Below are 26,822 nucleotides of genomic sequence, written 5' to 3'. Positions count from 1 at the left end.
GCCTAGCGGCGAGCGTTCAGCTCTGACCGCCGGCCAGCTTCTCGCGCAGCGCAGCCAGCGCCTCGTCCGAGGCCAGGGCGCCGGAGTTGTCGCCACCCTCGGAGGAGTACGAACCGCCGGTCGCGGCCGGAGCGGCGGGCTCGCCGCCCTCGGCAGCGGCGGCAGCGTCGGCCTCGCGGGACTTGATGACCTGCTGCTGGTGCTGCTCGAAGCGCTGCTGCGCCTCGGCGTACTGGCGCTCCCACTCCTCGCGCTGCTTCTCGTAGCCCTCGAGCCAGTCGTTGGTCTCGGGGTCGAAGCCCTCGGGGTAGATGTAGTTGCCCTGGTCGTCGTAGGACGCGGCCATGCCGTACAGCGTCGGGTCGAACTCGACCGAGGCCGGGTCGGCGCCGAAGGACTCGTTGGCCTGCTTCAGCGAGAGGCTGATGCGACGGCGCTCGAGGTCGATGTCGATGACCTTGACGAAGATCCCGTCGTTGACCTGGACGACCTGCTCCGGGATCTCCACGTGGCGCTCGGCCAGCTCGGAGATGTGGACCAGACCCTCGATGCCCTCGTCCACGCGGACGAACGCACCGAACGGAACCAGCTTCGTGACCTTGCCGGGCACGACCTGGCCGATCTGGTGGGTGCGGGCGAACTGCTGCCACGGGTCTTCCTGGGTCGCCTTCAGCGACAGGGAGACGCGCTCGCGGTCCATGTCGACGTCGAGGACCTCGACGGTGACCTCCTGGCCGACCTCGACAACCTCGGACGGGTGGTCGATGTGCTTCCAGGACAGCTCGGAGACGTGGACCAGACCGTCGACGCCACCCAGGTCCACGAAGGCACCGAAGTTGACGATCGAGGAGACCACACCGGAACGGACCTGACCCTTCTGCAGGGTCGTGAGGAACGTCTGGCGGACCTCGGACTGGGTCTGCTCGAGCCAGGCGCGGCGGGACAGGACCACGTTATTGCGGTTCTTGTCCAGCTCGATGATCTTCGCCTCGAGCTCCTTGCCGACGTACGGCTGGAGGTCGCGGACCCGGCGCATCTCGACCAGGGAGGCCGGGAGGAAGCCGCGGAGGCCGATGTCGAGGATGAGACCACCCTTGACGACCTCGATGACGGTACCGGTGACGATGCCGTCCTCTTCCTTGATCTTCTCGATCGTGCCCCAGGCACGCTCGTACTGGGCGCGCTTCTTCGAGAGGATCAGGCGGCCTTCCTTGTCCTCCTTCTGGAGGACAAGGGCCTCGATCTCGTCGCCGACGGCAACGACCTCGTTCGGGTCGACGTCGTGCTTGATCGAGAGTTCGCGGCTCGGGATGACACCTTCGGTCTTGTAACCGATGTCGAGCAGGACCTCGTCCCGGTCGACCTTCACGATGACGCCGTCGACGATGTCGCCGTCGTTGAAGTACTTGATCGTCTCGTCGATCGCTGCGAGGAAGGCTTCCTCGTTACCGATGTCGTTGACCGCTACCTGCGGAGTGGTGGCGGTGGTCTCGGTGCTGCTCGTCATGTGGGAAAGGGCTCCGGTACGGACATTAAGTCGTAGGTACTGCTTACGCCGGGAGCCCGTTTCGCTCTGTAGAAGCCGGACAGCCAAGGAAGCGCCACCCTGCAGGACACTGGGTGCCCAATGACGCCTCGAGAACCGAGGGGACATACAACAGATGCGAGCGCAGCCTGCTACGTCTGAGGTGCGCAGGCCCGCAGCGCAACTTGTAGCATACGGGGGCAGCCGGGCAGGGTCAATGCGCGAAGCCGCCCACCCGGGGCGAATCGCCACATTTCCGGCACAAAGCCCACCCGGCTGACCGCATACCGGGTGACGTCACAGGCCACGCAGACCCAGGACACCTCTTTCCCAACCCGCCGAAGCGGGTTGGTCGGAAGAGTACGACGAGGGAGCCGATCATCCAAGAGCCCGAGCAGTTCGAGCCCGAAGCCACCCGGCGTGCCGCCGGTGTCACGGAGAGTTCCCGGGCCAACCGGGGCTGGTGGGACCGGAACGCGGACGAGTACCAGATCGAGCACGGCACCTTCCTCGGCGACGACCGCTTCGTCTGGTGCCCGGAGGGCCTCGACGAGGTCGAGGCCGAGCTGCTCGGCCCGGCGGAGGACCTCAAAGGCAAGGACGTCCTGGAGATCGGGGCCGGCGCGGCCCAGTGTTCGCGCTGGCTGGCCGGCCAGGGTGCGCGGCCGGTGGCTCTCGACCTCTCCCACCGTCAGCTCCAGCACGCGCTCCGCATCGGCGGGGACCTCCCCCTCGTCCAGGCCGACGCGACCGCCCTGCCCTTCCGCGACGCCTCCTTCGACCTGGCGTGTTCCGCGTACGGGGCGCTGCCGTTCGTCGCGGACCCGGTGCTCGTCCTGCGCGAGGTGCACCGTGTGCTGCGCCCCGGCGGCCGTTTCGTGTTCTCGGTGACGCACCCGATCCGCTGGGCGTTCCCGGACGAGCCGGGGCCCGAGGGCCTGTCGGTGTCGGGTTCGTACTTCGACCGCACCCCGTACGTCGAGCAGGACGAAGAGGGCCGGGCCGTGTACGTCGAGCACCACCGGACGCTCGGCGACCGGGTGAGGGACATCGCGGCCGGCGGGTTCCGGCTCGTCGACCTGGTGGAACCGGAGTGGCCCGCCTGGAACACGTCGGAGTGGGGCGGGTGGTCGCCGTTGCGCGGCGCCGTGCTCCCGGGGACGGCCATATTCGTGTGCGAGCGCGGCTGACACGAAGGGTTCCGGCCAAACTCGGCTCACGGCGGGCGAGTGCGTATGCCCGGACTCCGGGCAGGGCACAAACGAATGACCGGCAAGTCGTCCCCGGGCTGCGCGCGCAGTGCCGGGTGTTCGGGGGTGGGCGCATGCACATCTGCCCGGTCTGCGAGCGGAGCGACAGGACCACGAAGCTCAGCGCCCACTGGAGGACGCTCTCACCTGAGGGGCGGGCCCTGGCACCGCACCTGGCCCGTCCCGCGCTGCACGACGAGCGCTGGTCGGCGCCACTGGGACTGCTGGCCCTGGGGTGTGCGCTGCTGCTGTCCGAAGCGTGGCTGGGGTTCGTCGGCGTGGCCGGCGGAGGTCTGTGGCTCGTGTCGCTGCGCGACAAGGTGGCCCAGACCGCGCGCCGGTGGGCCGACTGGCACAGGAAGGCGTTCTGCCGCCGGTGCCACCAGGCCTTTCTGCCCTGACGGTGCCGCCTGGAACACTGGTGCGGTGATCCGCCACGACGCCCTCGACCGCCTCGCCGTCCGTTCCGCGGTGCCCGCTCTGCGCGGTGCCCTGGACGAGCACGGTGTCGCGGTGCTGTGCGCGCCGCCCGGGACCGGCAAGACGACGCTCGTGCCGCTGGTCCTGTCCGGGCTGGTCGGCGATGGCCCGGCGCGTCGTGTGGTGGTCGCCGAGCCCCGGCGGATCGCGGCACGGGCCGCGGCCCGGCGGATGGCCTGGCTGCTCGGGGAGAAGCCCGGGGCGAGCGTCGGCTACACCGTGCGCGGCGAGCGCGTGACCGGGCCGCACGCGCGCGTGGAGGTCGTCACGACCGGTGTGCTGCTCCAGCGGCTGCAGCGGGACCAGGAGCTGGCCGGTGTCGACGTGGTCGTGCTGGACGAGTGCCACGAGCGGCATCTGGACGCGGACACGGTCGCCGCCTTCCTGCTGGACGTACGGGGCGCCCTGCGGCCCGAGCTGCGGCTGGTGGCGGCGTCCGCGACGACGGACGCGCAGGGCTGGGCCCGGCTTCTGGGCGGGGCCCCGGTGGTCGAGGCGGAAGGCGTCTCGTACCCCGTGGAGGTCGTGTGGGCGCCGCCCGCGCGTCCCGTCCGGCCCCCGCACGGGTTGCGCGTGGACCCGGTTCTGCTGGCGCATGTGGCCTCCGTGGTGCGGCGCGCGCTCGCCGAGTGCGACGGGGACGTGCTGTGCTTCCTGCCGGGCGTCGGGGAGATCGCACGGGTGGCGGGGCAGCTGGGCGACCTGGGCGGTGTCGAGGTGCTGCAGGTGCACGGGCGGGCGCCGGCGGCCGTCCAGGACGCGGTGCTGTCCCCCGGCACCGGACGCCGGGTGGTTCTGGCGACGGCCGTCGCGGAGTCGTCGCTGACCGTGCCGGGGGTCCGGGTGGTGGTCGACTCGGGACTCGCGCGGGAGCCCCGGGTGGACCATGCGCGGGGGCTGAGCGCGCTGACGACGGTACGGGCTTCGCAGGCGGCGGGCCGGCAGCGCGCGGGCCGGGCCGGACGCGAGGCGCCGGGCCGGGTGTACCGCTGCTGGCCGGAGGCCGAGGACGTGCGGCTGCCCCGCTTCCCCGTGCCCGAGATCAAGCTGGCCGACCTCACGGCGTTCGCGTTGCAGACGGCCTGCTGGGGCGACCCGGACGCATCCGGGCTTGCGCTCCTGGACGCGCCCCCTGTCGGGGCCATGGCGGCGGCGCGGGCGGTGCTGACGGCGATCGGAGCCGTGGACGCGGCGGGGCGGCCCACCGAACGGGGCGTGCGGATGTCCCGGTTCGGTCTGCATCCGCGACTGGCCCGCGCGCTGCTGGACGCGGCGCCCGAGATCGGCGTGGACCGGGCCGCCGAGGTGGTCGCGCTGCTGAGCGAGGAGCCGCCGCGGGAGTACGGGGACGACCTGACGGCGGCATGGCGGGCGGCCCGGCGCGGGGGCGACGCGTACGCGGCCCGCTGGCGGGACGAGACGCGCCGACTGCGGAGCGCCCTCGGCGATGAGCCGGGCGCCCCTTCCCGGGGCGGGCGCGCCGCCGGCCCCCCGGACTCTTCCTCCGGCACGGGCGGGGCGGGGCAGGCGCAGGACGATCACGTGGTCGGTCTCGTCGCCGCTCTCGCCTCTCCCGAACGGCTCGCGCGGGCCGACGGCGGTTCGCATCTCATGGTGAGCGGCACCCGCGCCGAGCCGGCGGACGGGTCGCAGCTGCGCGGCGCCCCGTGGCTCGCCGTCGCCGTCGCCGACCGGCCCGTGGGGTCGGGGCACGCGCGCGTACGGCTCGCCGCTGTGGTGGACGAGGGCGTGGCGCGGCACGCCGCCGCGGCGCTGCACTCGGAGGGCGACGAGGTCCACTGGGCGGACGGGGACGTCGTGGCCAGGGCTGTCGAGCGGCTGGGGGCGGTCGAGCTGACGACGCGGCCGTTGCGGGAGCCCGCCCCTTCCCTCGTCCGTGCGGCCCTGCTGGAAGGGCTGCGCGAGGAGGGATGGGAGCTGCTGCGCTGGACGGAACAGAGCCGTCTCCTGCGGCAGCGCCTCGCTTTTCTGCGCCTGCATCTGGGCGAGCCGTGGCCTGACGTCGGCGACGGCGCGCTCCACGCGCGCGTGGACGAATGGCTCGAGCCGGAGCTGAGCCGTGCCCGTCGGCGTGCCGACCTCGCGCGCATCGACGCCGGGCAGGCGCTCGCCCGGCTGCTGCCCTGGGGCGGCGGAGACGCCGCCCGGCTCGACGAGCTCGCCCCCGAGCGCGTCACCGTCCCCAGTGGGTCCAGGATCCGGGTCGACTATGCGGACCCCGAGCGGCCCGTGCTCGCCGTCAAGCTGCAGGAGATGTTCGGGCTGCAGGAGTCACCCGAGATCGCCGGTGTGACCCTCCTCGTGCATCTGCTGTCCCCGGCCGGGCGGCCCGCCGCCGTCACCGCCGACCTCGCGTCCTTCTGGCGGGACGGCTACCGGGCCGTGCGGGCGGAGCTGCGGGGCCGCTATCCCAAGCACCCCTGGCCCGAGGACCCGGCGACCGCGGAGCCGACCCGGCACACGAACGCGCGGCTCAGGCGGTGACCGGCTCCGGCTCCACGGTCCCGGTGGGAGCCGCCTCGCCCTGGGGCCGGTCGCGTGCCTCCAGCCACAGGGACAGTGACAGCAGACAGATGCCGAGGACAAGGAAGCCCCAGGGCAGGTAGGACGTCAGCATGAGGACCAGTTGGCGGTTGTGCTTGACGAGGGCGACCGTCGAGCGGATGTAGTCCTCGCGCATCTTCACATGGCCGGCGAACACTGTGATCTTGTCCCGGCCGCCCAGCAGTGTGCCGCCGCGCAGCTCCTCTTTGTGGATCTCCTCGCCGTAGACGGGCGCGCCGGTGACGGGCTCGACCCAGAACTTGCGGACCGTGGTGTACCACCGGGTCGTACCGGTCTTGGCGACGGATGCCGCGGTGATGCCCTGGACGGGCATGACCTTGGGGAAGGGGACCTTGGTCCAGGGGATGGTCTGTTCGAAGTAGTAGACCTCGACGCCCCGGAAGGTCTGCGTGCCCTTGTAGTAGATGGGTGTCGTGAGGCGGGCCTGCGCGTCGAAGTACTCGTAGTCCCTTTTCTGCGTCAGGAAGGGCCACTTGAACTCGATGCCGTCGCGCCGGACGGGGTCGTTGTCGACCATCTCGCCGGTCGCATGGACCGGTTCCTGGCTGTGCGCGTCGAAGATGTAGCGCTCGGGGATGCGGGAGACCATCTTGCCGTCGGGGCCCTGCACATAGGACAGGCCGTCCCAGACCACCACGTCCCGGCCGGCCGTCTTCTCGATCTTCTTCGCGGCCTCCACGTCGCCCTTGAGGGTCTGCACGACGGTGACGTTCGAGACCCTGCGGGACTTCATGGTGCCGTAGTCAAGGAGGGTGGCGCCCTTCGCCTCCAGGACCATGTCCTGGTACTGGTTCGCGGGGACCTTGGCGAGGCGCGGGAAGACGTACCAGCGCATCAGTGGGGACAGCGCCGTGAAGAACACGGCGAACGCGAGCAGGATCAGGCCGGCCCTACGGCGCATCTCGGCGTCCTCCCTGTGCGTGCGGTGCGCATGTCCGGGTGCTGTGCCGTGCCGTCGCGGCGCCCGTGCGTCACGGATGGCTGGGGACGGTCGTCAGCAGAGGCTTCGGCGAGGTCTTGCCGGTGGGCGCCCCCATGGCCGTCATGGTGAACACCAGGGCGAGCGCCGCGCAGAGACCGATCGCGGCTGCGATGAGGGCGCGCATGGAGGCCTCCCGGCCTTTGCTGATGCATCGTCAGATCCGGCACGGTAGCAACGTCCGCGTGAGATGAGAACACGTCGCACGCACAACGGCGGCGCCCCTCCGTGCTGGAGGGGCGCCGCCGTCGTACACGCTGTGCGGCGCCTGTGCGCCGGGGCCGGTCAGGCGGTGGAACTGGGCGACGGGCTGGGGTCGCCCGACGGTGCCACCGCCGCGACGTCCAGCTCGACCGTCAAGGTGGCCCCGCCCGCGGTGGTGATGCGGAGCAGGAACGTTCCGGTCGTGTCGTCGGCGTAGAGCTGCGGAAGCTGCAGCTGGCCGTCGGCGTCGGTCTTCAGGCCCGTGAGGGTGCGCACGGTGTTGCCGTTCGCGTCCTTGAAGTAGGGGCCCTTGTCGTTCTCGGTCGGGTCGTCGGCCGACTTGACGAGCGTCGCGGTGGCCGCGACGCCGTCGGCGACGGCGCCCTGGTAGGTGGCCTTCACCGTGACCTGGTCCGCGAACTGGCCGCCAGGGGTGCAGGTCAGCGGGGTGTCGCTGGTGCGGACGAGGGCGTCGGCCTGGCGTTCGGTCACCGTGACCGGGTAGTCGAGGCCGGCGACGGTCCGGCCCACGACGAGGGCGCGGACCTGGAAGTTGCCGGTCTTCTGGCCGGCGACGAGCGCGGGTGCGGTGGCCCTGCCCCAGCTGTCGGTGACGACGGTCGCCACGGTCTCGCCGCCCGTGAAGGTGGTGTCGGTGTCGCCGCTGATGGTGAACCGCACACGGACCTTGGACACGACCTTGCCCACCTTGGTCACGGCCTTCACCACGACCTTCTGGCCGAACGTGTCGCCGGCCATGGCGGAGAGGCTTCCGGTGCCGCCGTCCGCCAGGTGGTCCACCGTGTCGGTGGCGGTGGGCGGCGTGGAGGGCGTCGGCCTCCCCGGCGTCGGCCCGCCCGGGCGGGGGCCGGTGGAGCCGGGCTTCGTCTTCCCCGGCTTCGGCGAGTGGCTCGCGCCGGGCTTCTCATCGCTGCGGTGCCTGGGCACGCTGCCCGTGCCGTCCGGGATCGAGTGGACGCCCTTGCGGTAGTACTCGTACCAGGACAGAACGGTCTTCAGGTAGTCCTGTGAGTTGTTGTAGCCGAGGATCGCCGCGTTCATCTCGGACTGGACCGACAGGTCACGGTCGAAGCGGCACAGGTAGTGGGCGGCGGCGAGGGCGGCGTCGTAGACGTTGTTGGGGTCCTTGACCCCGTCGCCGTTGCCGTCCCGCCCGGCCCACGCCCACGTCGAGGGTATGAACTGCATCGGGCCGACCGCGCGGTCGTAGACGATGTCGCCGTCGTAGACGCCGTTGTCGGTGTCCGTGATGCTCGCGAAGCCGTTGCCGTCGAGGACCGGGCCGAGGATCTTCGTGAACGTCGTGCCGTTGGCGTCGACCCGGCCGCCGCTCGCCTGGCCGGATTCCACCTTGCCGATCGCGGCGAGGAGTTGCCACGGCAGGTTGCAGCCCGGCTTGGCCTGCCGGAGTTCGGCCTCGGCCTTCTTGTAGGCGTCGAGGACGGTGGCGGGTATGCCGGACTCCGCGGCGCCGACCACCCCCGTGGTGGGGCCTACGGTCGGGGTGGGCGAGTCGGTGGGGCTGTTGAGCGGCGGGAGGTCGGTGTAGTAGCCGCCGTTGCCGGTGGCCGTGTCCCCGCCGCCACTGCCGGTGCCGTCGCCGGCGGCGTCGGGCGCGGACTGCGCTCCGGTGGTCTGTCTGGCCTGGTCGTCGCCGGTCGCTCCCGGAGCCTGGGACGCCGCCAGAGCCGCGACCGCTGCCGCAGCCACAGCGGTGGTTGCCGCCCCCTTGCGCAGCCGCCTGCCCATATGCGCCGCCATTGAGTGAACCCCTCCCGTCGACGACCCAATATCTGTTCGTTTTCGGTACTGCGCGTATTCGATCACGCACCCGTGCGCCGACCAAGTGACCCTACGACAACTCCTGGCACCCCGACACCGGTTGGCGCCCGGTTTTCACCAGTTGGTCATGTGTGGTTGGGCGGGACGCAGGAGACGGACGGACCGTCTTGTCCGCTTCTTCCCTCCCGCATACTGGACGTCTGTGATCGCCGGGACGTTCCGCCCGGACGACGACTGCCGCGGGGGGCCCACTTGCCGTTCACTCTCAGCCACGCCGCGGCCGTGCTGCCCGCCGTGCGCGGGGACGGGTCCGGCCGCGGCCGGCTGGTGCCATCGGTCCTGGTCGCCGGGTCGTTCGCGCCGGACCTGACCTATTACGCGGCGAGTGCGGTGTCAGGGGCGATGCGGTTCGGTGAGGTCACGCACTCGTTCGCAGGGGTGTTCACGGTCGATGTGCTCATCGCCTGGGCACTCGTGGGAGCCTGGCTGGCCCTGCGGGAGCCGCTGGTGGCGCTGCTGCCCCGAGCGCGGCAGGGACGAGTGGCGGCGCTGGTGCGCTGCGGCACCCCGCGGCAGGAAGTGTCGTTCCGTACGGTCTTGTGGTGGTACGTCTCGGCAGCGCTGGGCGCGCTGACGCATGTGGTGTGGGACGCGTTCACGCATCACGACCGGTGGGGAATGAGGTTGTTCCCGGTGCTGGGACGGCAGGTCGCGGGGGCGCCTCTGTACTGGTATCTGCAGTACGGGAGTTCGGCCGTCGCGGCGGTCGTGATCGCGGTGTTCGTGGTGGTCGCGCTGCGGCGGGCGCCGGACAGCGCGTCGGCGGTTGCCCGGCTACCGCTCTTGTCCTGGGCCGACCGGTGGCTGGCGCGCGCGGTGATCGGTGCGTGCGCGGCGGCGGGGGCGGTACAGCGGGCCTCGCGGTGGTGGGCGTACTGGGGCGCCACGGCGAGGCCGTGGGAACTGATCCCGACGGTGTGCTTCGGAGCCGGGGCGGGTCTTGTCGTGGGGCTGGCCTTGTACGCGGCAGGGGTCAGGGTGTGGCGTCCGGCCGCCGGCGACGCGGCGGATGTTGCGGAACCGCGCCGGCCTGTGTCCCGTTGACCGCCCTCGCGATGCGGGCAGGGAAACGGGCGCGGTGGGCGGCGACGAGTCCGCGCACCAGTTCCCGGGCCGTGGTGAGTGCGGTGCGCAGCCGTGCGGCGGCCGTGCCGTCGGCGGCGCTCTCCCGCCGCTGCCCGACGCGGAAGCAAGCCGGCTCGGAGCCGCGCGAGAGGGCCAGGGGAAGGGCTTTGAGCCGGGAGACGAACATGGCCCGGAGGTCTTGGATGTCCCGCCACACCTTGGTGCCGAGCGCGGTGGCGCGGGCGGCAAGGGTGGGGACGGGCCGGCGGAGGGCGCCGGCGTCGAGCGCGTAGGCCGGGACAGGGCGCTGCAAGGCGGCGGCCATGACGGTCCCCCGGATCGCCGGGCGGCGTGCAAGACGACGAAGCGGACGTATGCCCATGGGGCATCTCTACGCCGTCTTCGCCGCCGAGGCGCTTTCACGGGGGCTGCCCGAGTGATGGTCTCGGGCGGCCGTGCGACCGGGTGCGGGGTGGCCGGGGCCGCCCTGCGGCGCGGCGCAGCGTCCCGGCGCGGAACCACCGACCCGGGACGCACAGTGCTGCGTGTGTCCAGCCCGGCCGACGGCCCCTCCCCCGTCACTCGCCGCAGGCGGTCAGGGTCAGTGCGCCGCCGACTCCCAGTCCCCTCCGGCTCCCACCGAGACATCCAGTGGGGCCCTCAGCTGGACCGCGCCCGCCATCTCGCGGCGGACCAGTTCCTCCGTCTTCCCGCGCTCGCCCGGGGCGATCTCCAGGACGATTTCGTCGTGGACCTGGAGGAGGATGCGGGACTTCAGGCCCGCCTCGCGCAGGGCCCCGTCCACCTTCAGCATGGCGATCTTGACGATGTCCGCAGCCGTGCCCTGGATCGGGGCGTTCAGCGCCATGCGCTCCGCCGCCTCACGGCGCTGACGATTGTCGCTGTTCAGGTCGGGCAGATAGCGGCGGCGGCCCAGCACGGTCTGTGTGTAGCCGGTGGCCCGGGCCTCGTCCACCACGCGCCGCAGATAGTCCCGCACGCCGCCGAACCGCTCGAAGTACGTGTCCATCAGGCCACGGGCCTCCGCAGCTTCGATGTTCAGCTGCTGGGACAGACCGAACGCCGACAGACCGTAGGCCAGACCGTAGGACATCGCCTTGATCTTGCGGCGCATCTCCGCGTCCACCGCGTCGCGGCCGACCCCGAACACCTGGGAGGCGACCGTGGTATGCAGGTCCTCCCCGGATGTGAAGGCCTGGAGCAGGCCCTCGTCCTCCGAGAGGTGAGCCATCACGCGCAGCTCGATCTGGCTGTAGTCCGCCGTCATCAGGGACTCGAAGCCCTCGCCCACGACGAACCCGCGGCGGATCGCCCGGCCCTCGTCGGTACGCACCGGGATGTTCTGCAGGTTCGGGTCGGTGGAGGACAGCCGACCGGTCGCCGCGACCGTCTGGTTGAAGGTGGTGTGGATACGGCCGTCCGCCGCGATCGTCTTGATCAGGCCCTCGACCGTCACCCGCAGCTTCGCCTGCTCACGGTGGCGCAGCATGACCACCGGGAGTTCGTTGTCGGTCTGGGCGGCGAGCCACGCCAGCGCGTCCGCGTCCGTCGTGTAACCCGTCTTCGTCTTCTTCGTCTTGGGCAGCCCCAGTTCGCCGAAGAGGACCTCCTGGAGCTGCTTGGGCGAGCCCAGGTTGAACTCGTGCCCCGCCGCCGCGTACGCCTCCTTCACCGCCTGCTGGACGGCGCCCGCGAACAGCTGCTCCATGGCCTCCAGGTGGGTGCGGTCCGCGGCGATGCCGTGCCGTTCCATACGGGCCAGCAGTGCGGAGACGGGCAGCTCCATGTCGCGCAGGAGCTCCGCCGCGCCCACCTCGCCCAGCTTCTCCTCGAACGCCTGACCAAGGTCGAGGATCGCGCGAGCCTGGATCATCAGCGCCTCGCCCTCGGCGCCCTCGTCCGTACCGAAGGCGAGCTGCCCGTCGGCCGTCGCCGCGGGTGCCAGCTCGCGGTTCAGGTACTCCAGCGACAGCGCGTCCAGCGCGAAGGAACGACGGCCCGGCTTGACCAGGTACGCGGCGAGCGCCGTGTCCATGGCCACTCCCTCCACGGACCAGCCGTGCTCGGGGAAGACCCGCATCGCGCCCTTGGCGTTGTGCAGCACCTTGGGCTTGGCCGGGTCGGCGAGCCATGCCGCGAACGCCCTCTCGTCCGCCTCGTCCAGCTGCGCCGGGTCGAACCACGCCGCAGCGCCGTCTGCCGCGGCCAGCGCGATCTCGGCCACCGCGCCCGTGCCCAGCGCCCAGGAGTCGACCGTGGCCACGCCGAGGAGCTCATCGCCGTGTTCGGCGAGCCAGGGCTGCAGCTCGCCCGCGCCCAGCACCGCGCCGTCCAGTTCGACGCCGTCCGCGGTGACGGGGGTGGTCTCGGCCTCCTCGGCCCCGGGGTCGACGGCGAAGAGCCGCTCACGCAGCGAGGGGTTCCTGATCTCCAGGGTGTCCAGGACCATCGCGACGGTCTTGCGGTCGTACGCGGCCCGCTCCAGGTCGGCGACCGCCTTCGGCAGCTCCACCTGCCGCTCCAGCTCGGTGAGCCGGCGGTTGAGTTTCACCGACTCCAGGTGGTCGCGCAGGTTCTGCCCGGCCTTGCCCTTGACCTCCTCGACGCGCTCGACCAGCTCCGCGAACGAACCGAACTGGTTGATCCACTTCGCGGCCGTCTTCTCGCCGACGCCCGGGATGCCCGGCAGGTTGTCCGACGGGTCGCCGCGCAGCGCCGCGAAGTCGGGGTACTGCGCCGGCGTCAGCCCGTACTTCTCGAAGACCTTCTCCGGAGTGAACCGCGTCAGCTCCGAGACGCCCTTCGTCGGATACAGCACCGTCGTGTGCTCGGAGACCAGCTGGAAGGAGTCGCGGTCGCCAGTGACGATCAGCACCTCGAAGCCCGCGGCCTCGGCCTGGGTGGCGAGGGTGGCGATCACGTCGTCCGCCTCGTACCCCTCGACCGCGAAGCGCTCGGCGTGCATCGCGTCCAGGAGCTCGCCGATCAGCTCGACCTGGCCCTTGAACTCGTCCGGGGTCTTCGAGCGGTTCGCCTTGTACTCCGTGAACTCCTCGGAGCGCCATGTCTTGCGGGAGACGTCGAACGCCACCGCGAAGTGCGTGGGCGCCTCGTCGCGCAGCGTGTTCGCCAGCATCGACGCGAAGCCGTAGATCGCGTTCGTCGGCTGGCCCGTCGCGGTCGTGAAGTTCTCCGCGGGCAGCGCGAAGAACGCGCGGTAGGCCAGTGAGTGCCCGTCCATGAGCATCAGCCGGGGTCGGCCGCCGCCGGAGGTCTTCTCGGTCTTCTTCGATGCTGTCTCTGCCACGCCCCCGATCCTGCCACGACCCACTGACACTCGGCCTCGCCCGTGCTTCCGGCGGGCAGGCGGCGGAGCCGGGCGTGCGGCCCGATCGGCCGTCCTGGAACGCCCTTTCGGGGCGGCCGCCGTCACGGTGGGAATCCCCTCGATGACGCAGAGTTTCCGGTCTGGGCTTCCGCACGCTGTCCGGACCGAAGCCAGTCGCCGGCCCGCGCGCCCCGCGCGGTCGCGGAACGTCACGAGGCCGTTTGCTGGCGACGTCACGAGGTCATGTGCTCCCTGCGTCGCGAGCCCGTCCGCTCGCGACGGCGCCCGCAAGCGCACGCTGGCCGGCGCACGACCGGGCACGAACGCCGTCACCGTCACATGCGAGGATCTGAGACACCGTTTACACGCGCCGGCGAAGGAGAGCGCAGCGATGCCAACGAAGCCGCCCAAGGGTGACCCGGTCCAGGACGCGCCGCAGGTCTCCGAGCCGCAGCACGCGGCGGCGGGACTCCCCGCCATCGGACACACCCTGCGCATCGCCCAGCAGCAGATGGGCGTGCGCCGCACCGCGCTCACCCTGCTGCGCGTCAACCAGAAGAACGGCTTCGACTGCCCGGGCTGCGCCTGGCCCGAGCCCGACCACCGGCACACGGCGGAGTTCTGCGAGAACGGCGCGAAGGCGGTCGCCGAGGAAGCCACCCTGCGCCGCGTCACTCCGGAGTTCTTCGCCGCGCACCCCGTGGCCGGCCTCGCGACCCGCAGCGGCTACTGGCTGGGCCAGCAGGGGCGCCTGACGCATCCCATGTACCTCCCCGAAGGGGCGGACCGCTACGAGCCGGTCACCTGGGAGCGCGCCTTCGACATCATCGCCGAGGAGATCGCCGCCCTCGACTCCCCTGACGAGGCCGTCTTCTACACCTCGGGCCGCACGAGCAACGAGGCAGCGTTCCTCTACCAGCTCTTCGCCCGCGAGCTGGGCACCAACAACCTGCCCGACTGCTCGAACATGTGTCACGAGTCGTCAGGTTCCGCGCTCTCGGAGACGATCGGCGTCGGCAAGGGCAGCGTCCTGCTCGAGGACATCCACAAGGCGGACCTGATCATCGTCGCCGGACAGAACCCCGGCACCAACCACCCGCGCATGTTGTCGGCCCTGGAGAGGGCCAAGGCGGGCGGCGCGAGGATCATCAGCGTCAACCCGCTGCCCGAGGCGGGACTTGAGCGCTTCAAGAACCCGCAGACCGCCCAGGGCATGCTCAAGGGAGCCGCCCTGACCGATCTGTTCCTGCAGATCCGCATCGGCGGCGACCAGGCCCTCTTCCGCCTGCTCAACAAGCTGATCCTGGAGGCGGAGGGCGCGGTCGACGACGAGTTCGTCCGCGAACACACCCACGGCTTCGAGGAGTTCGCCGCTGCCGCGCGCGCCGCGGACTGGGCCCAGACGCTCGATGCGACCGGTCTCGGCCGCGAGGAGATAGAGCAGGCCCTGGCCATGGTCCTCGCCTCCGAGCGGACCATCGTCTGCTGGGCCATGGGGCTCACCCAGCACAAGCACGCCGTCGCCACGATCCGCGAGGTCGTCAACTTCCTTCTGCTGCGCGGCAACATCGGGCGTGCCGGCGCGGGAGTGTGCCCGGTGCGTGGTCACTCGAACGTGCAGGGCGACCGCACGATGGGCATCTTCGAACGGCCCGCGCCCGCCTTCCTGGACGCGCTGGAGAGGGAGTTCGGGTTCGCGCCGCCGCGCGCACACGGCTACGACGTCGTACGGGCCATCCGCGCCCTGCGCGACGGCGAGGCGAAGGTCTTCTTCGCGATGGGCGGCAACTTCGTGTCCGCCTCCCCCGACACCGATGTGACCGAGGCGGCCATGCGGCGCGCCCGGCTCACCGTGCACGTGTCGACCAAGCTCAACCGCTCGCACACCGTCACCGGCGCGCGCGCCCTCGTCCTGCCCACGCTCGGCCGCACCGAGCGCGATCTGCAGGGCAGCGGCGAGCAGTTCGTGACCGTGGAGGACTCCATGGGCATGGTGCACGCCTCCCGCGGCGGCCTGGACCCCGCGAGCCCCCATCTGCTGTCCGAACCGGCCATCGTGTGCCGACTGGCCCGCCGGGTGCTCGGCGCGGACAGCACCGTCCCGTGGGAGGAGTTCGAGAAGGACTACGCGACCGTCCGCGACCGCATCTCACGCGTGATCCCCGGCTTCGAGGACTTCAACGCGCGCGTGGCACATCCGGGCGGCTTCGCGCTCCCCCACGCGCCCCGCGACGAGCGCCGCTTCCCCACCGCCACGGGCAAGGCCAACTTCACCGCGGCGCCCGTGGAGTTCCCGGCGCTGCCCGAGGGCCGGCTGCTGCTGCAGACCCTGCGCTCGCACGACCAGTACAACACCACGATCTACGGGCTGGACGACCGCTACCGCGGCCTCAGGAACGGCCGCCGCGTCGTCCTCGTCCACCCCGAGGACGCCCGGATGCTCGGCGTGGCGGACGGCTCGTACGTCGACCTGGTCAGTGAGTGGCAGGACGGCGTCGAGCGGCGCGCGCCCGGCTTCCGGGTCGTGCACTACCCCACCGCCCGCGGCTGCGCGGCCGCCTACTATCCGGAGACGAACGTGCTGGTCCCGCTGGATGCCACCGCCGACACCAGCAACACCCCCGCCAGCAAGTCCGTCGTGGTTCGCCTGGAACAATCGGCGACCGACTGAGCGTTTGCTCAGCCATAGGCGAGTGACCGATCCCCGACGAACGGAGCCGTACCCCATGGGCGAGCAGCACACCGTGAAGTTCCCGCAAGAGATCGTCGACGAGTACGCCGCGCTCGGCGTCGACCTGCCCGCCCTCTTCTCCGCCGGACACCTCGGCACCCGTATGGGCGTCCAGATCGTCGAGGCCTCCGCGGAGTGGGTCGTCGGCACCATGCCCGTGGAGGGCAACACCCAGCCGTACGGGCTGCTGCACGGCGGCGCATCCGCCGTGCTCGCCGAGACCCTCGGCTCCGTGGGCGCCATGCTCCACGGCGGCAGTTCGAAGATCGCCGTCGGCGTCGACCTGAACTGCACCCACCACCGCGGGGTGCGCTCCGGCCTCGTCACCGGCGTGGCCACCCCGGTCCACCGGGGGCGCTCGACAGCGACGTACGAGATCGTGATCAGCGACGAGAGCGGCAAGCGCGTGTGCACCGCCCGGCTGACCTGTCTGCTGCGCGACGTACGGCCGGGCGACGGCGACCACCTCCCCATCGGAGGCTGATCACCGGGGGCCGGAGCCCACACGTCCCCCTCGGCCCCCACCCGTACACGGTTGCCCCGCCGCTCCGCGCGCTCCCCGGCGCGCTCGGCGCGGCACCCTCAACTCCCAAGCCCGGCAGGCACGTCACCGCACCTTCCCGGCCGGGCCCCGGCCCCCTACCGTGGCCCCATGAGGCGCCGGCCATGAGCGGCACAGGACCCGTCGAGCCTGTGGAGCCGTCCGACCCCGAGCCGGGGCGCGACGTCGTCGGCAGCGACGCGCCCCGCCTGTCCGACCGATGGACGCGGCTGCCGGTACACACCCGCAGAGTCACCCTGGGCGCCGTCGCCGCCCTCGCCGTCACCGGCGCCCTGCTGCTCCTGCCCGCCCGGTCCGCCACCACGCCCCCGGAACCGGCCCTGCCGCCCTGGCCCGTGAACGTAACGGAGTTCTCCTACGCGGGAGTTGTCCACCCGGCCACCACCGCCACCCCGGTCGCCACCTTCCGGTTCGACGTCTCGGTCCGCGACGGACCGCCTGTGACCGTCTTTGGCATCACGGCCGGGTTCACCGGACTGCGGGCCCGGACCCTGCCCAATGCGTCCATTACCGTGCACGCCAGGACAACACGCCGCATCACACTCGAGGTATCCGTATCCGACTGTTCCGGACTGCCACTCAATCCGGATCTTCCATTTCTTGATGTGACGCTGCGTAACATGCGCGCAATACAAGACCACAGCTTCATCTTCGACGGCGCCTTCTCCCGCGATCTTTCGCAGCTGATCGGCACTGTCTGCCGCACCCACCGCCCAGGGGTCCGGTCAAGACCAAGCGGAAGTGCGCATTCTCAAAATGCGGACTACACGGAAATTCTGCCAAACCGGCCAAGACTCGACTTCCTCGATACGCCCCAACCTGCACGGCATAACAAGAAAGTCACAAGCCGGTCCGCGACGATACTCATCTCCTCGGACCAGGCTTAGAGTCACGGCCAGTCACCGCTCCATCGGGAGTTCGGTACCAGCGCGGCATTCGCGTCGCCCGTCCAGGGCGGCCAGGCCGCGGAAAGGACTGATTGTGCGACAGCGTTCTCTGGTGATCCTCACCTCCGTGCTCACCACCGGAGCACTGACTCTGACCGCGTGCGGCTCCCGCGACAACAACAGCAAGAGCGGCGACAGCGGCTCCTCCACGACCCTCACCATCGGCGTGGACGCCCCGCTCTCCGGCGAGAACTCGACCACGGGCCTCGGCATCCAGTACGGCGTCCAGATCGCCGTCGACGACGCCAACAAGAAGAACACCGTTCCCGGCGTGAAGTTCCAGGTCAAGGCCCTGGACGACAAGGCGCAGCCCGCCACCGGACAGCAGAACGCCACGGCTCTCGTCGGCGACAAGACCGTCGTCGGCGCCGTCGGCCCGCTCAACTCCGGTGTGGCCCAGTCCATGCAGCAGGTCTTCGCCTCCGCCAACATGGTCGAGATCTCCCCCTCGAACACCAACCCGACCCTGACCCAGGGCAAGGACTGGCAGACCTCGAAGACCCGCCCGTACAAGACGTACTTCCGCACCGCCACCACCGACGCCCTCCAGGGTGGCTTCGCCGCCGACTACGCCTACAACGGCCTCAAGAAGAAGAAGGCCTTCGTCGTCGACGACAAGCAGACCTACGGCGCCGGCCTCGCCAAGATCTTCAACGACTCGTTCAAGAAGCTGGGCGGCGCGGTCGTCGGTACCGACCACGTCAACACCGGTGACAAGGACTTCGGTTCGCTCGTCACCAAGATCAAGAACGCCAAGGCCGACATCCTCTACTACGGCGGCCAGTACGACGAGTCCGAGCTGATCACCAAGCAGCTCAAGGACGCCGGCGTCAACATCCCGCTGTTCGGCGGCGACGGCATGTACGCCACCACCTACATCGACACCGCCGGCAAGGACGCCGAGGGCGACCTCGCCACCGCGGTCGGCGTGCCGGTCGACACCCTGCCCGCCGCCAAGACGTTCGTCGAGACGTACAAGGCCAAGGGCTACAAGGGTGACTACGGCGCCTACGGTGCCTACGCCTACGACGCCGCCAACGCCATCATCAACGCGGTCAAGGCCGCCGCGGACGCCAACGGCGGCAAGGTGCCGACCGGTGACGACCTGCGCTCCAAGGTCGTCGACGGCGTCCAGAAGAGCGACTTCGACGGCATCTCCGGCCACGTCTCCTTCGACGAGTTCGGCGACACGACGAACAAGCAGCTCACCGTTTACCAGGTCGAGAAGGGTGCCTGGAAGGCGGTCAAGACCGGTACGTACAACCCCAGCTGAGCACGTACGTAGCCAGGTCGACCCCTAGCACAGCACCGACGGGCCGCGCGGAAGGAGGACCCCGACCGCGCGGCCCGTTCTCACATCCCGCCCTGCACACCACAGTGCACAACACGACCACCAGCGACATGGAGGCCACGCGGTGAACACCCTGCCGCAGCAGCTGGCCAACGGGCTGCTCCTCGGCTCGATGTACGGTCTGATCGCCATCGGCTACACGATGGTGTACGGCATCGTCCAGCTCATCAACTTCGCACACGGCGAGATCTTCATGACCGGAGCCTTCGGCGCCCTCACGGTCTCGCTGATCCTCCCCTCCGGCACCCCGATGTGGGCCCTCGTGCCCCTCATGCTGATAGGCGGCGCCATCGTCGCCATCCTCATCGCCGTCGGGGCGGAACGGTTCGCCTACCGACCACTTCGCGGAGGGCCAAGGCTGGCACCGCTCATCACCGCCATCGGCCTCTCCCTGGCGCTCCAGGAAGTCGTCCGCAACTTCTACCCCCAGGCCGACCGCGCCCGCCCCTTCCCCGGCCTCGACACGACACACGACCTCGGCTCCGTCACCATCAAGGACGCCGACATCTTCCTGATCATCGCCGCCGCCGTGTGCATGGGCGCCCTCGCTCTGTTCGTCCGCCGCAGCCGCACCGGCCGCGCCATGCAGGCCACCGCGCAGGACCCGGACACCGCGCAGCTGATGGGCATCGACACCAACCGCATCATCGTCATCGCCTTCGCCATCGGCGGCCTCTTCGCCGCCGTCGCCGCGGTCGCCTACGGCCTCAAGTACGGCAGCATCGACTACCGCATGGGCTTCCTCATGGGCCTCAAGGCCTTCACCGCGGCAGTCCTCGGCGGCATCGGCAACATTTACGGCGCCATGCTCGGCGGCCTCGTCCTCGGTATCGCCGAAACCATGGCTTCCGCCTACATCGACAACGTCCCCGGCATGCAGCAGCTCGGTGGACAGGGCTGGGCCCCCATGTGGGCCTTCGTCTTGCTCATCCTCGTACTCCTCTTCAGGCCACAGGGCCTCCTCGGCGAACGCGTCGCGGACAGGGCGTGATCACCATGACCGACACCAAGACCCCCGAGATCCCGGAGACGCCGACGGTCACCGAGCGCGGCCTCATCCCGCTGCCTCCGGCCGCCGCCCGCGCGCTCACCCTCGTCGGCGGCATCGCCACCGTCGCCTCCGCCTTCCTCGCCTGGACCTGGACCGCCGACTTCCCCGGCGACCTCACCGTCTACGGCTACCCGGGCGGCCTGCAGTGGCTGACCTTCGTCGGCGGCATCCTCGTCGCCCTCTTCGCCCTCGCCGGATACGGCGTCAAAGGCCTCAAGTGGCTCGCCCCGGCGGGCAACAACGCGCCCACGGTCCTCGCCGCCCTCGGCGCCTTCGGCACCACCTGGTTCACCGTCATCGCGATAGCCGCCAAGCTGGGCGGCCTCGTCAACCTCGAACCGGGCGGCTACGTCGCGGCCGTCGCCTCCCTGCTCCCTGTCCTCGGCGCCCTCGCCCTTCCCCAGTCCGGGGCCGGCGAACAGTCCGCCAAGGACACCCTGCGCGCCTACATCGCCAAGCCGAACCACATCCCGCCGGCCGGCGGCACCGCCCCCTGGGTCCAGCGCGCCATCGTCACCGCCGTTACCATCGTGGGCCTGTTCACCTTCGCCTACGGCATCGACACCGAGTACGGCGAAGTGTTCATCGGCTACCTCATCGTCGTCATCTTCGCCGTCTGGGCGGCGCACACCGCGGGCCTGCTCGACCGCTTCTCACGCCTCGTCGCGGCCAACCGCAGCTTCGCCCTCGCGATGGGCTTCGTCGCCGCGATCGCCTTCCCCTTCACCCAGTCCGACGACCACTACGCCAACATCGGCGTGAACATCCTGATCTTCGGGACGGTCGCCCTCGGCCTCAACATCGTGGTCGGCCTCGCCGGTCTCCTCGACCTCGGTTACGTCGCCTTCCTCGGCGTCGGCGCCTACACCGCCGCCCTGGTCTCCGGCTCCGAGTTCTCGCGGTTCTCCGGCGTCCAGTTCCCGTTCTGGGCCGCCGCCCTCAGCGGCATGGCCGCCTCCCTCGTCTTCGGTGTCCTCATCGGCGCCCCCACCCTGCGGCTGCGCGGCGACTACCTCGCCATCGTCACCCTCGGCTTCGGAGAGATCTTCCGTATCGCCGTCAACAACATGGACGGCGTCTCCGGCCCCGACATCACCAACGGTCCCAACGGCATCCCGTCCATCCCCGACATCAAGCTCTTCGGGTTCAACTTCGGGAACTCGCACGACCTCGGCGGCTTCACCATCGGGCGCTTCGCCAACTACTACCTCCTGATGGTCCTCATCATGGCCCTGGTCGTCCTCGTCTTCACCCGCGCCGCCGACTCCCGCATCGGCCGCTCCTGGATCGCCATCCGCGAGGACGAGACCGCCGCGACCGCCATGGGCATCAACGGCTTCCGGGTCAAGCTCATCGCCTTCGCCCTCGGCGCCTCCCTGGCCGGCCTCGCCGGAACCGTCAGCGCCCACGTGACCTACAGCGTGGTCCCCAACCCCTACCAGTTCGCGGGCTCCACACCCCCCAACTCGGCCTTCCTCCTCGCCGCGGTCGTCCTCGGCGGCATGGGCACCGTCGCAGGCCCCCTGCTCGGCGCGGCACTGCTCTACCTGCTCCCGGAGAAACTCGTCTTCCTCCAGGACAAGTCGCTCCTCGCCTTCGGCATCGCCCTCATCCTGCTGATGCGCTTCCGACCGGAAGGCATCATCGCCAACCGCCGCCGCCAGCTCGAATTCCACGAGACCGGCCAACTCGACGTACCCCAACAAGCGACGCTGACCGACGAACCGGCCGTCACCAAGGCAGGGGCGTAAGAACCATGACGACACCTGTACTCGAAGCCCGCGACGTGACGATGCGCTTCGGCGGCCTCACCGCCGTACGCTCCGTCGACTTCACCGTCAACAGCGGCGAGATCGTCGGCCTCATCGGCCCCAACGGCGCCGGAAAGACCACCTTCTTCAACTGCCTCACCGGCCTGTACATCCCCACAGAGGGCACGGTCTCCTACAAGGGCACCGTCCTGCCCCCCAAGCCCCACCTGGTCACCAAGGCCGGCATCGCCCGCACGTTCCAGAACATCCGGCTCTTCGCCAACATGACCGTTCTGGAAAACGTGCTCGTCGGCCGCCACACCCGGACCAAAGAAGGCCTGTGGTCCGCCCTCCTGCGCGGCCCCGGCTTCAAGAGAGCCGAAAGGGAATCCGAGGCGCGGGCCATGGAACTCCTCGAGTTCGTCGGCCTCGCCGCCAAGCGCGACCACCTCGCGCGCAACCTCCCCTACGGCGAACAGCGCAAACTCGAAATCGCCCGCGCACTGGCGAGCGAGCCGGGGCTGCTGCTCCTCGACGAACCGACGGCCGGCATGAACCCGCAGGAAACGCGAGCCACCGAGGAACTGGTGTTCGCGATCCGCGACAAGGGCATCGCCGTCCTCGTCATCGAGCACGACATGCGTTTCATCTTCAACCTCTGCGATCGCGTCGCCGTCCTCGTCCAGGGCGAGAAACTCGTCGAAGGCACCTCCGAGGTCGTCCAGGCCGACGAGCGCGTCATCGCCGCCTACCTCGGAACCCCCTTCGACGGCGAACCCGGAGAAGCAGAGGCCGCCGAGATCGCAGCCGCCGAAGCCGAGGGCGACGTGACCGCGGACAGCACCACTGGCAGCACCAAGGGAGAAGCCCAGTGACCGCACTGCTCGAGGTCGAGGACCTCAGGGTGGCCTACGGCAAGATCGAAGCCGTCAAGGGCATCTCCTTCAGCGTCGAAGCGGGTCAGGTCGTCACTCTCATCGGCACCAACGGCGCCGGCAAGACGACGACCCTGCGCACCCTCTCCGGCCTGCTCAAACCGACCAGCGGACGGATCACCTTCGACGGCAGACCGCTGGCCAACGTCCCCGCCCACAAGATCGTCTCGCTCGGACTCGCCCACTCCCCCGAGGGCCGGCACATCTTCCCGCGCCTGACGATCGCCGAGAACCTCCAGCTCGGCGCCTTCCTCCGCAAGGACAAAGAAGGCATCGAAAAGGACATCCTGCGGGCCTACGACCTCTTCCCGATCCTCGGAGAGCGCAGGAAGCAGGCCGCGGGCACCCTCTCCGGCGGCGAACAGCAGATGCTCGCCATGGGCCGCGCCCTCATGTCCCAGCCGAAACTGCTCATGCTCGACGAGCCCTCCATGGGCCTCTCCCCGATCATGATGCAGAAGATCATGGCCACCATCGCCGAGCTGAAGGCCCAGGGCACCACCATCCTGCTCGTCGAGCAGAACGCCCAGGCCGCTCTCTCCCTCGCCGACCAGGGTCATGTGATGGAGGTCGGCAACATCGTCCTCTCCGGCACCGGACAGGACCTGCTGCACGACGAATCCGTGCGGAAGGCCTACCTCGGCGAAGACTGAGCACGCCTTCACGGCAAACGGCGAGGCCCGCACCCCCGACTCCCGGGGGTGCGGGCCTCGCCGTAGACGTCGTGGCCGTCAGTCCTTGGCGGCCTTCTTCTCCTGGGCATCCTGGATGACCGCCTCCGCGACCTGCTGCATCGACATACGCCGGTCCATGGAGGTCTTCTGGATCCACCGGAACGCGGCCGGCTCGCTCAGCCCGTACTCCGTCTGAAGAATCGACTTCGCCCGGTCCACCAGCTTGCGCGTCTCAAGACGCTGCGTGAGATCCGCGACCTCCTGCTCCAGCGTCTTCAGCTCGTTGAACCGGGACACGGCCATCTCGATCGCCGGCACGACATCGCTCTTGCTGAACGGCTTCACGAGATACGCCATGGCGCCCGCGTCCCGCGCCCGCTCGACCAGGTCGCGCTGCGAGAAGGCAGTGAGCATGAGCACCGGGGCGATGCGCTCCTCGGCGATCCGCTCGGCCGCCGAGATACCGTCGAGCTTCGGCATCTTCACATCGAGGATCACCAGGTCGGGCCGGTGCTCACGGGCCAGCTCGACGGCCCGCTCGCCGTCACCGGCCTCACCGACGACCTGGTAGCCCTCTTCCTCGAGCATCTCTTTGAGGTCGAGCCGGATGAGCGCCTCGTCCTCGGCGATGACGACACGGGTCGTCAGCGGAGGCACATGCGACTTGTCGTCGTCGGCAACGGGCTGGGGCGACTCGGGGGCGGTCACGGAGGCTCCTTGATCCAGGGCAGTCAGGTACTGCTCCCAAGAGCCTACCCAGCTGCGGTAAGGTGGTCAGGCAGCGGGTCGAGGGAAACCTTTGATTCGTTGGGCCCCGGTAGCCCAATTGGCAGCAGGCAATGGATTCAAAACCCATACAGTGTCGGTTCGAGTCCGACCCGGGGCACTTTTCCTTAGATTCCAAGGTCGGAATCGAAAAGCGGATGTTCGCATTCTCGTGAACCTCCGCTTTTTTGCTGCGTACAGTCCTGCGCTGTCGCCCAGAGTGGCCTGATGTACGACATGGGCACACGTGAGCGAGCTCTGTGCAATCCCGTTCCGAAAAGGCATGAGCGGACGACGGCCGCACCCAACACGAAGGGCCCCCTCGCAAGGGGCCCTTCGCAAGCCCGTCCGTCCTACTTCGGGCTGTCGTCCTCGCCGATGTGGTGCACCCGCACCATGTTCGTCGAGCCCGACACCCCGGGTGGCGAGCCAGCGGTGATCACCACGACGTCGCCCTTCTTGCAGCGGCCGTACTTGAGCAGCAGCTCGTCGACCTGGTCGACCATCGCGTCCGTGGAGTCGACGTGCGGGCCCAGGAAGGTCTCCACGCCCCAGGTGAGGTTGAGCTGGGAACGCGTGGCCGGCTCGGGGGTGAAGGCGAGGAGCGGGATCGGGGAGCGGTAGCGGGACAGGCGGCGGGCGGTGTCGCCGGACTGGGTGAAGGCGACCAGGAACTTGGCGCCGAGGAAGTCGCCGATCTCTGCTGCCGCGCGGGCGACCGCGCCGCCCTGGGTGCGCGGCTTGTTGCTCTCGGTCAGCGGCGGGAGGCCCTTGGCGAGGATGTCCTCCTCGGCCGCCGCGACGATGCGCGCCATGGTCCTGACCGTCTCGACCGGGTAGTTTCCGACGCTCGTCTCGCCGGAGAGCATGACCGCGTCGGTGCCGTCGATCACGGCGTTCGCGACGTCGGAGGCCTCGGCCCGGGTGGGGCGGGAGTTCTCGATCATCGAGTCGAGCATCTGGGTGGCGACGATGACCGGTTTGGCGTTGCGCTTGGCGAGTTTGATGGCGCGCTTCTGGACGATCGGGACCTGTTCCAGGGGCATTTCCACGCCGAGGTCGCCGCGGGCGACCATGATGCCGTCGAAGGCGGCGACGATCTCGCCGATGTTTTCGACGGCCTGGGGCTTTTCGACTTTGGCGATGACGGGGAGGCGGCGGCCCTCTTCGTCCATGATGCGGTGGACGTCCTTGATGTCCCTGCCGCTGCGGACGAAGGAGAGGGCGATGACGTCGCATCCGGTGCGCAGGGCCCAGCGCAGGTCGTCCTCGTCCTTCTTGGAGAGTGCGGGGACGGAGACGGCGACGCCCGGGAGGTTGAGTCCCTTGTGGTCGGAGACCATGCCGCCTTCGACGACGGTGGTGCGGACTCGGGGGCCGTCGACGGAGGTGACCTCCAGGCAGACCTTGCCGTCGTCGACGAGGATGCGTTCGCCGGCGGTGACGTCGGCGGCGAGTCCGGAGTAGGTGGTTCCGCAGGTTTCGCGGTCTCCTTCGACGCCTTCTTCAACGGTGATCGTGAAAGTGTCGCCGCGTTCAAGGAGTACGGGTCCTTCGGCGAATCGGCCGAGTCTGATCTTCGGGCCCTGAAGGTCGGCGAGGATTCCGACGCTGCGGCCGGTCTCGTCGGACGCCTTTCGCACGCGCTGGTAGCGCTCCTCGTGTTCGGCGTAGGTGCCGTGGCTGAGGTTGAGGCGGGCGACGTCCATTCCGGCTTCGACCAGTGCCTTGATCTGGTCGTACGAGTCGGTGGCGGGCCCCAATGTACAGACGATCTTTGCTCGGCGCATGCTTCGAGCGTAGGCCTTACCGGTCGGTAGAGAATTCGTTGGGCGTGACTACTCAACAACCTTTATGTGAAGCCTTATCAACAAGTGTTGAATTGTGCGGTGGTCCGCTCCGATGAGCATCCCGGAGGGAATTGCGGGCCTTTTCCGACACGGACTGCATTCTCGCGCCCACGAGCAGCTCAGGGGGACTGAAGCTGTGGCGGTGCCATGGTGAAGCGTGCGGTGATCTGGGCGTGGACATGTTGCCGTTGGGGTTCGAGTGCGAGGGGGACGGGCCAATCCCCTGCTTCTGCTGCCATGGAGGCGGCCTGGCGCATGGAGCGTGGTCCGGGGGCATACCGCTCGCTGCTCTCGGCACCGATATCGGCGAGTTCGACGAGGGCCATGAGAGTGGTGCCGAGCGCGTCGGCGTATTCACGTGCGCGCTGCACGGCCTCCCGTACGGCTTGCTGACGCGCTGCGCGGTGGGCGGGTGAGTCGGGGCGGAGGTCCCACCAGGGGCCGTCCACTCGGGTGAGTTCGAGGTCGGCGAGCCGGGTGGTGAGTTCGCCCAGGGCGGTGAAGTCGACGATGTCGGCGCTGATGTGGACGTGGCCGTGGTAGGTGCGGACACGTTCGCCGTGGCCGTGTTCCGTCAGTTCGGGGCTGATGGAGAAGGTTCCGGTCTCCAGCTGTTCGACGGCGTCCGGGTAGGACTTGATGAGCTCAAGGGCTGTGGTGTTGCGGCGGGTGAGGTCGTCGAGGGTGGCGCGCCGGTCGGCGCCGCGCGCGGTGACGGTGATGTGGATGCGGGCGATCTCGGGGTCGACTTCGAGGTGGGCTTCTCCGCGGACGGCGATGCGCGGGGCGTCGGGGGTGCCGTAGGGGACGGTGGGCGGCTCGGGTTGAGGGGGTCCGGCGGTCATGGGTGTCACTCTGTCACCGGCGCGTCCGCGCGGGGGCGTTTGCCGGTCACCGGATCGAA

20 protein-coding genes, 1 tRNA gene and 1 pseudogene are annotated in these 26,822 nt (G+C 69.9%); 13 read left to right on the top strand and 9 right to left on the bottom strand.

The window, feature by feature from the left end; genetic code table 11:
- Positions 1-16 precede the first annotated feature (16 nt).
- On the bottom strand, positions 17-1,507 hold the full coding sequence (rpsA, locus tag ACQEXA_RS40490) for a 30S ribosomal protein S1 (protein ID WP_433132531.1): 1,491 nt from the start codon (positions 1,505-1,507) through the stop codon (positions 17-19).
- A 154-nt stretch (positions 1,508-1,661) separates the two neighbouring features.
- Here rpsA and ACQEXA_RS40485 point away from each other — a divergent pair.
- From ACQEXA_RS40485 to hrpB, 3 genes and pseudogenes are all read left to right on the top strand, one after another.
- Positions 1,662-2,715: pseudogene (locus tag ACQEXA_RS40485) on the top strand (class I SAM-dependent methyltransferase).
- A gap of 134 nt (positions 2,716-2,849) precedes the next feature.
- On the top strand, positions 2,850-3,176 hold the full coding sequence (locus ACQEXA_RS40480) for a hypothetical protein (RefSeq protein ID WP_433132529.1): 327 nt from the start codon (positions 2,850-2,852) through the stop codon (positions 3,174-3,176).
- Between the two features lie 25 nt (positions 3,177-3,201).
- A complete protein-coding gene (gene hrpB / locus ACQEXA_RS40475; RefSeq protein ID WP_433132527.1) occupies positions 3,202-5,760 on the top strand; it encodes an ATP-dependent helicase HrpB in 2,559 nt (852 codons plus the stop codon).
- Here hrpB and ACQEXA_RS40470 read toward each other — a convergent pair.
- The 3 genes from ACQEXA_RS40470 to ACQEXA_RS40460 all read right to left on the bottom strand — a co-directional run bounded on the left by ACQEXA_RS40470 (position 5,750) and on the right by ACQEXA_RS40460 (position 8,806).
- The gene (locus tag ACQEXA_RS40470; RefSeq protein ID WP_433132525.1) at positions 5,750-6,742 is read right to left on the bottom strand and encodes a DUF3068 domain-containing protein; all 993 of its coding nucleotides are present in this window, start codon (positions 6,740-6,742) and stop codon (positions 5,750-5,752) included. The two genes, hrpB and ACQEXA_RS40470, sit on opposite strands and share 11 nt — an antisense overlap.
- A 70-nt stretch (positions 6,743-6,812) precedes the next feature.
- A complete protein-coding gene (locus ACQEXA_RS40465; protein WP_360989374.1) occupies positions 6,813-6,947 on the bottom strand; it encodes an SPW_0924 family protein in 135 nt (44 codons plus the stop codon).
- Positions 6,948-7,105: 158 nt separating this feature from the next.
- On the bottom strand, positions 7,106-8,806 hold the full coding sequence (locus ACQEXA_RS40460) for a lytic transglycosylase domain-containing protein (protein WP_433132523.1): 1,701 nt from the start codon (positions 8,804-8,806) through the stop codon (positions 7,106-7,108).
- Between the two features lie 273 nt (positions 8,807-9,079).
- Between ACQEXA_RS40460 and ACQEXA_RS40455 the strand changes: the two genes are divergently transcribed.
- Entirely contained in the window at positions 9,080-9,931 is an 852-nt protein-coding gene (locus tag ACQEXA_RS40455) for a DUF4184 family protein (RefSeq protein WP_433132521.1), read from the top strand.
- Here the strand turns inward: ACQEXA_RS40455 and ACQEXA_RS40450 are convergent.
- Both ACQEXA_RS40450 and polA read right to left on the bottom strand, forming a co-directional pair.
- Complete coding sequence (locus tag ACQEXA_RS40450) at positions 9,861-10,277, bottom strand: hypothetical protein (RefSeq protein ID WP_359389441.1); 417 nt, start codon at positions 10,275-10,277, stop codon at positions 9,861-9,863. The two genes, ACQEXA_RS40455 and ACQEXA_RS40450, sit on opposite strands and share 71 nt — an antisense overlap.
- Positions 10,278-10,553: 276 nt before the next feature.
- A complete protein-coding gene (gene polA, locus ACQEXA_RS40445; RefSeq protein WP_433132519.1) occupies positions 10,554-13,280 on the bottom strand; it encodes a DNA polymerase I in 2,727 nt (908 codons plus the stop codon).
- 412 nt (positions 13,281-13,692) lie between these two features.
- Here polA and ACQEXA_RS40440 point away from each other — a divergent pair, with 412 nt between their 5' ends.
- The 8 genes from ACQEXA_RS40440 to ACQEXA_RS40405 all read left to right on the top strand — a co-directional run bounded on the left by ACQEXA_RS40440 (position 13,693) and on the right by ACQEXA_RS40405 (position 23,282).
- Positions 13,693-15,972 carry an FdhF/YdeP family oxidoreductase gene (locus tag ACQEXA_RS40440; protein WP_433132517.1) on the top strand — a complete coding sequence of 760 codons (2,280 nt, stop codon included), beginning with the start codon at positions 13,693-13,695 and terminating at the stop codon, positions 15,970-15,972.
- A 55-nt stretch (positions 15,973-16,027) separates the two neighbouring features.
- Positions 16,028-16,516 (top strand): PaaI family thioesterase, encoded by a 489-nt coding sequence (locus ACQEXA_RS40435; protein ID WP_433132515.1) that lies wholly within the window; start codon positions 16,028-16,030, stop codon positions 16,514-16,516.
- A 209-nt stretch (positions 16,517-16,725) separates the two neighbouring features.
- Positions 16,726-17,481 carry a hypothetical protein gene (locus ACQEXA_RS40430; RefSeq protein ID WP_433132513.1) on the top strand — a complete coding sequence of 252 codons (756 nt, stop codon included), beginning with the start codon at positions 16,726-16,728 and terminating at the stop codon, positions 17,479-17,481.
- Positions 17,482-17,590: 109 nt separating this feature from the next.
- Complete coding sequence (locus ACQEXA_RS40425; protein WP_432939083.1) at positions 17,591-18,814, top strand: branched-chain amino acid ABC transporter substrate-binding protein; 1,224 nt, start codon at positions 17,591-17,593, stop codon at positions 18,812-18,814.
- Positions 18,815-18,956: 142 nt separating this feature from the next.
- The gene (locus ACQEXA_RS40420; RefSeq protein WP_432926528.1) at positions 18,957-19,883 is read left to right on the top strand and encodes a branched-chain amino acid ABC transporter permease; all 927 of its coding nucleotides are present in this window, start codon (positions 18,957-18,959) and stop codon (positions 19,881-19,883) included.
- 5 nt (positions 19,884-19,888) lie between these two features.
- Positions 19,889-21,694: a branched-chain amino acid ABC transporter permease gene (locus ACQEXA_RS40415; protein WP_433132511.1), complete on the top strand. Its 1,806-nt coding sequence runs from the start codon at positions 19,889-19,891 to the stop codon at positions 21,692-21,694.
- A gap of 5 nt (positions 21,695-21,699) precedes the next feature.
- On the top strand, positions 21,700-22,569 hold the full coding sequence (locus tag ACQEXA_RS40410; RefSeq protein WP_432926531.1) for an ABC transporter ATP-binding protein: 870 nt from the start codon (positions 21,700-21,702) through the stop codon (positions 22,567-22,569).
- On the top strand, positions 22,566-23,282 hold the full coding sequence (locus ACQEXA_RS40405) for an ABC transporter ATP-binding protein (protein ID WP_359389418.1): 717 nt from the start codon (positions 22,566-22,568) through the stop codon (positions 23,280-23,282). The genes ACQEXA_RS40410 and ACQEXA_RS40405 overlap by 4 nt, the downstream gene beginning before the upstream one ends.
- A 78-nt stretch (positions 23,283-23,360) precedes the next feature.
- Here ACQEXA_RS40405 and ACQEXA_RS40400 read toward each other — a convergent pair whose 3' ends face one another.
- Positions 23,361-24,011, bottom strand: a complete 651-nt coding sequence (locus ACQEXA_RS40400) for an ANTAR domain-containing response regulator (RefSeq protein ID WP_359389415.1) — start codon at positions 24,009-24,011, stop codon at positions 23,361-23,363.
- 103 nt (positions 24,012-24,114) lie between these two features.
- On the opposite strand from ACQEXA_RS40400, the gene ACQEXA_RS40395 reads away from it, so the two are divergent.
- Positions 24,115-24,189: transfer RNA gene (locus tag ACQEXA_RS40395), tRNA-Leu, on the top strand.
- A gap of 232 nt (positions 24,190-24,421) precedes the next feature.
- Here ACQEXA_RS40395 and pyk read toward each other — a convergent pair.
- A complete protein-coding gene (gene pyk, locus ACQEXA_RS40390) occupies positions 24,422-25,858 on the bottom strand; it encodes a pyruvate kinase (protein WP_432926533.1) in 1,437 nt (478 codons plus the stop codon).
- Between the two features lie 179 nt (positions 25,859-26,037).
- A complete protein-coding gene (locus ACQEXA_RS40385; RefSeq protein WP_432926535.1) occupies positions 26,038-26,763 on the bottom strand; it encodes an SIMPL domain-containing protein in 726 nt (241 codons plus the stop codon).
- Between the last annotated feature and the right edge of the window lie 59 nt (positions 26,764-26,822).

It is taken from the genome of Streptomyces sp. CA-106110 (assembly GCF_050936285.1).
Classification (GTDB): Bacteria; Actinomycetota; Actinomycetes; order Streptomycetales; family Streptomycetaceae; genus Streptomyces.
The sequence above is the reverse complement of the archived record's forward strand: the minus strand, read 5'-3'. Positions and strand labels throughout refer to the sequence as shown.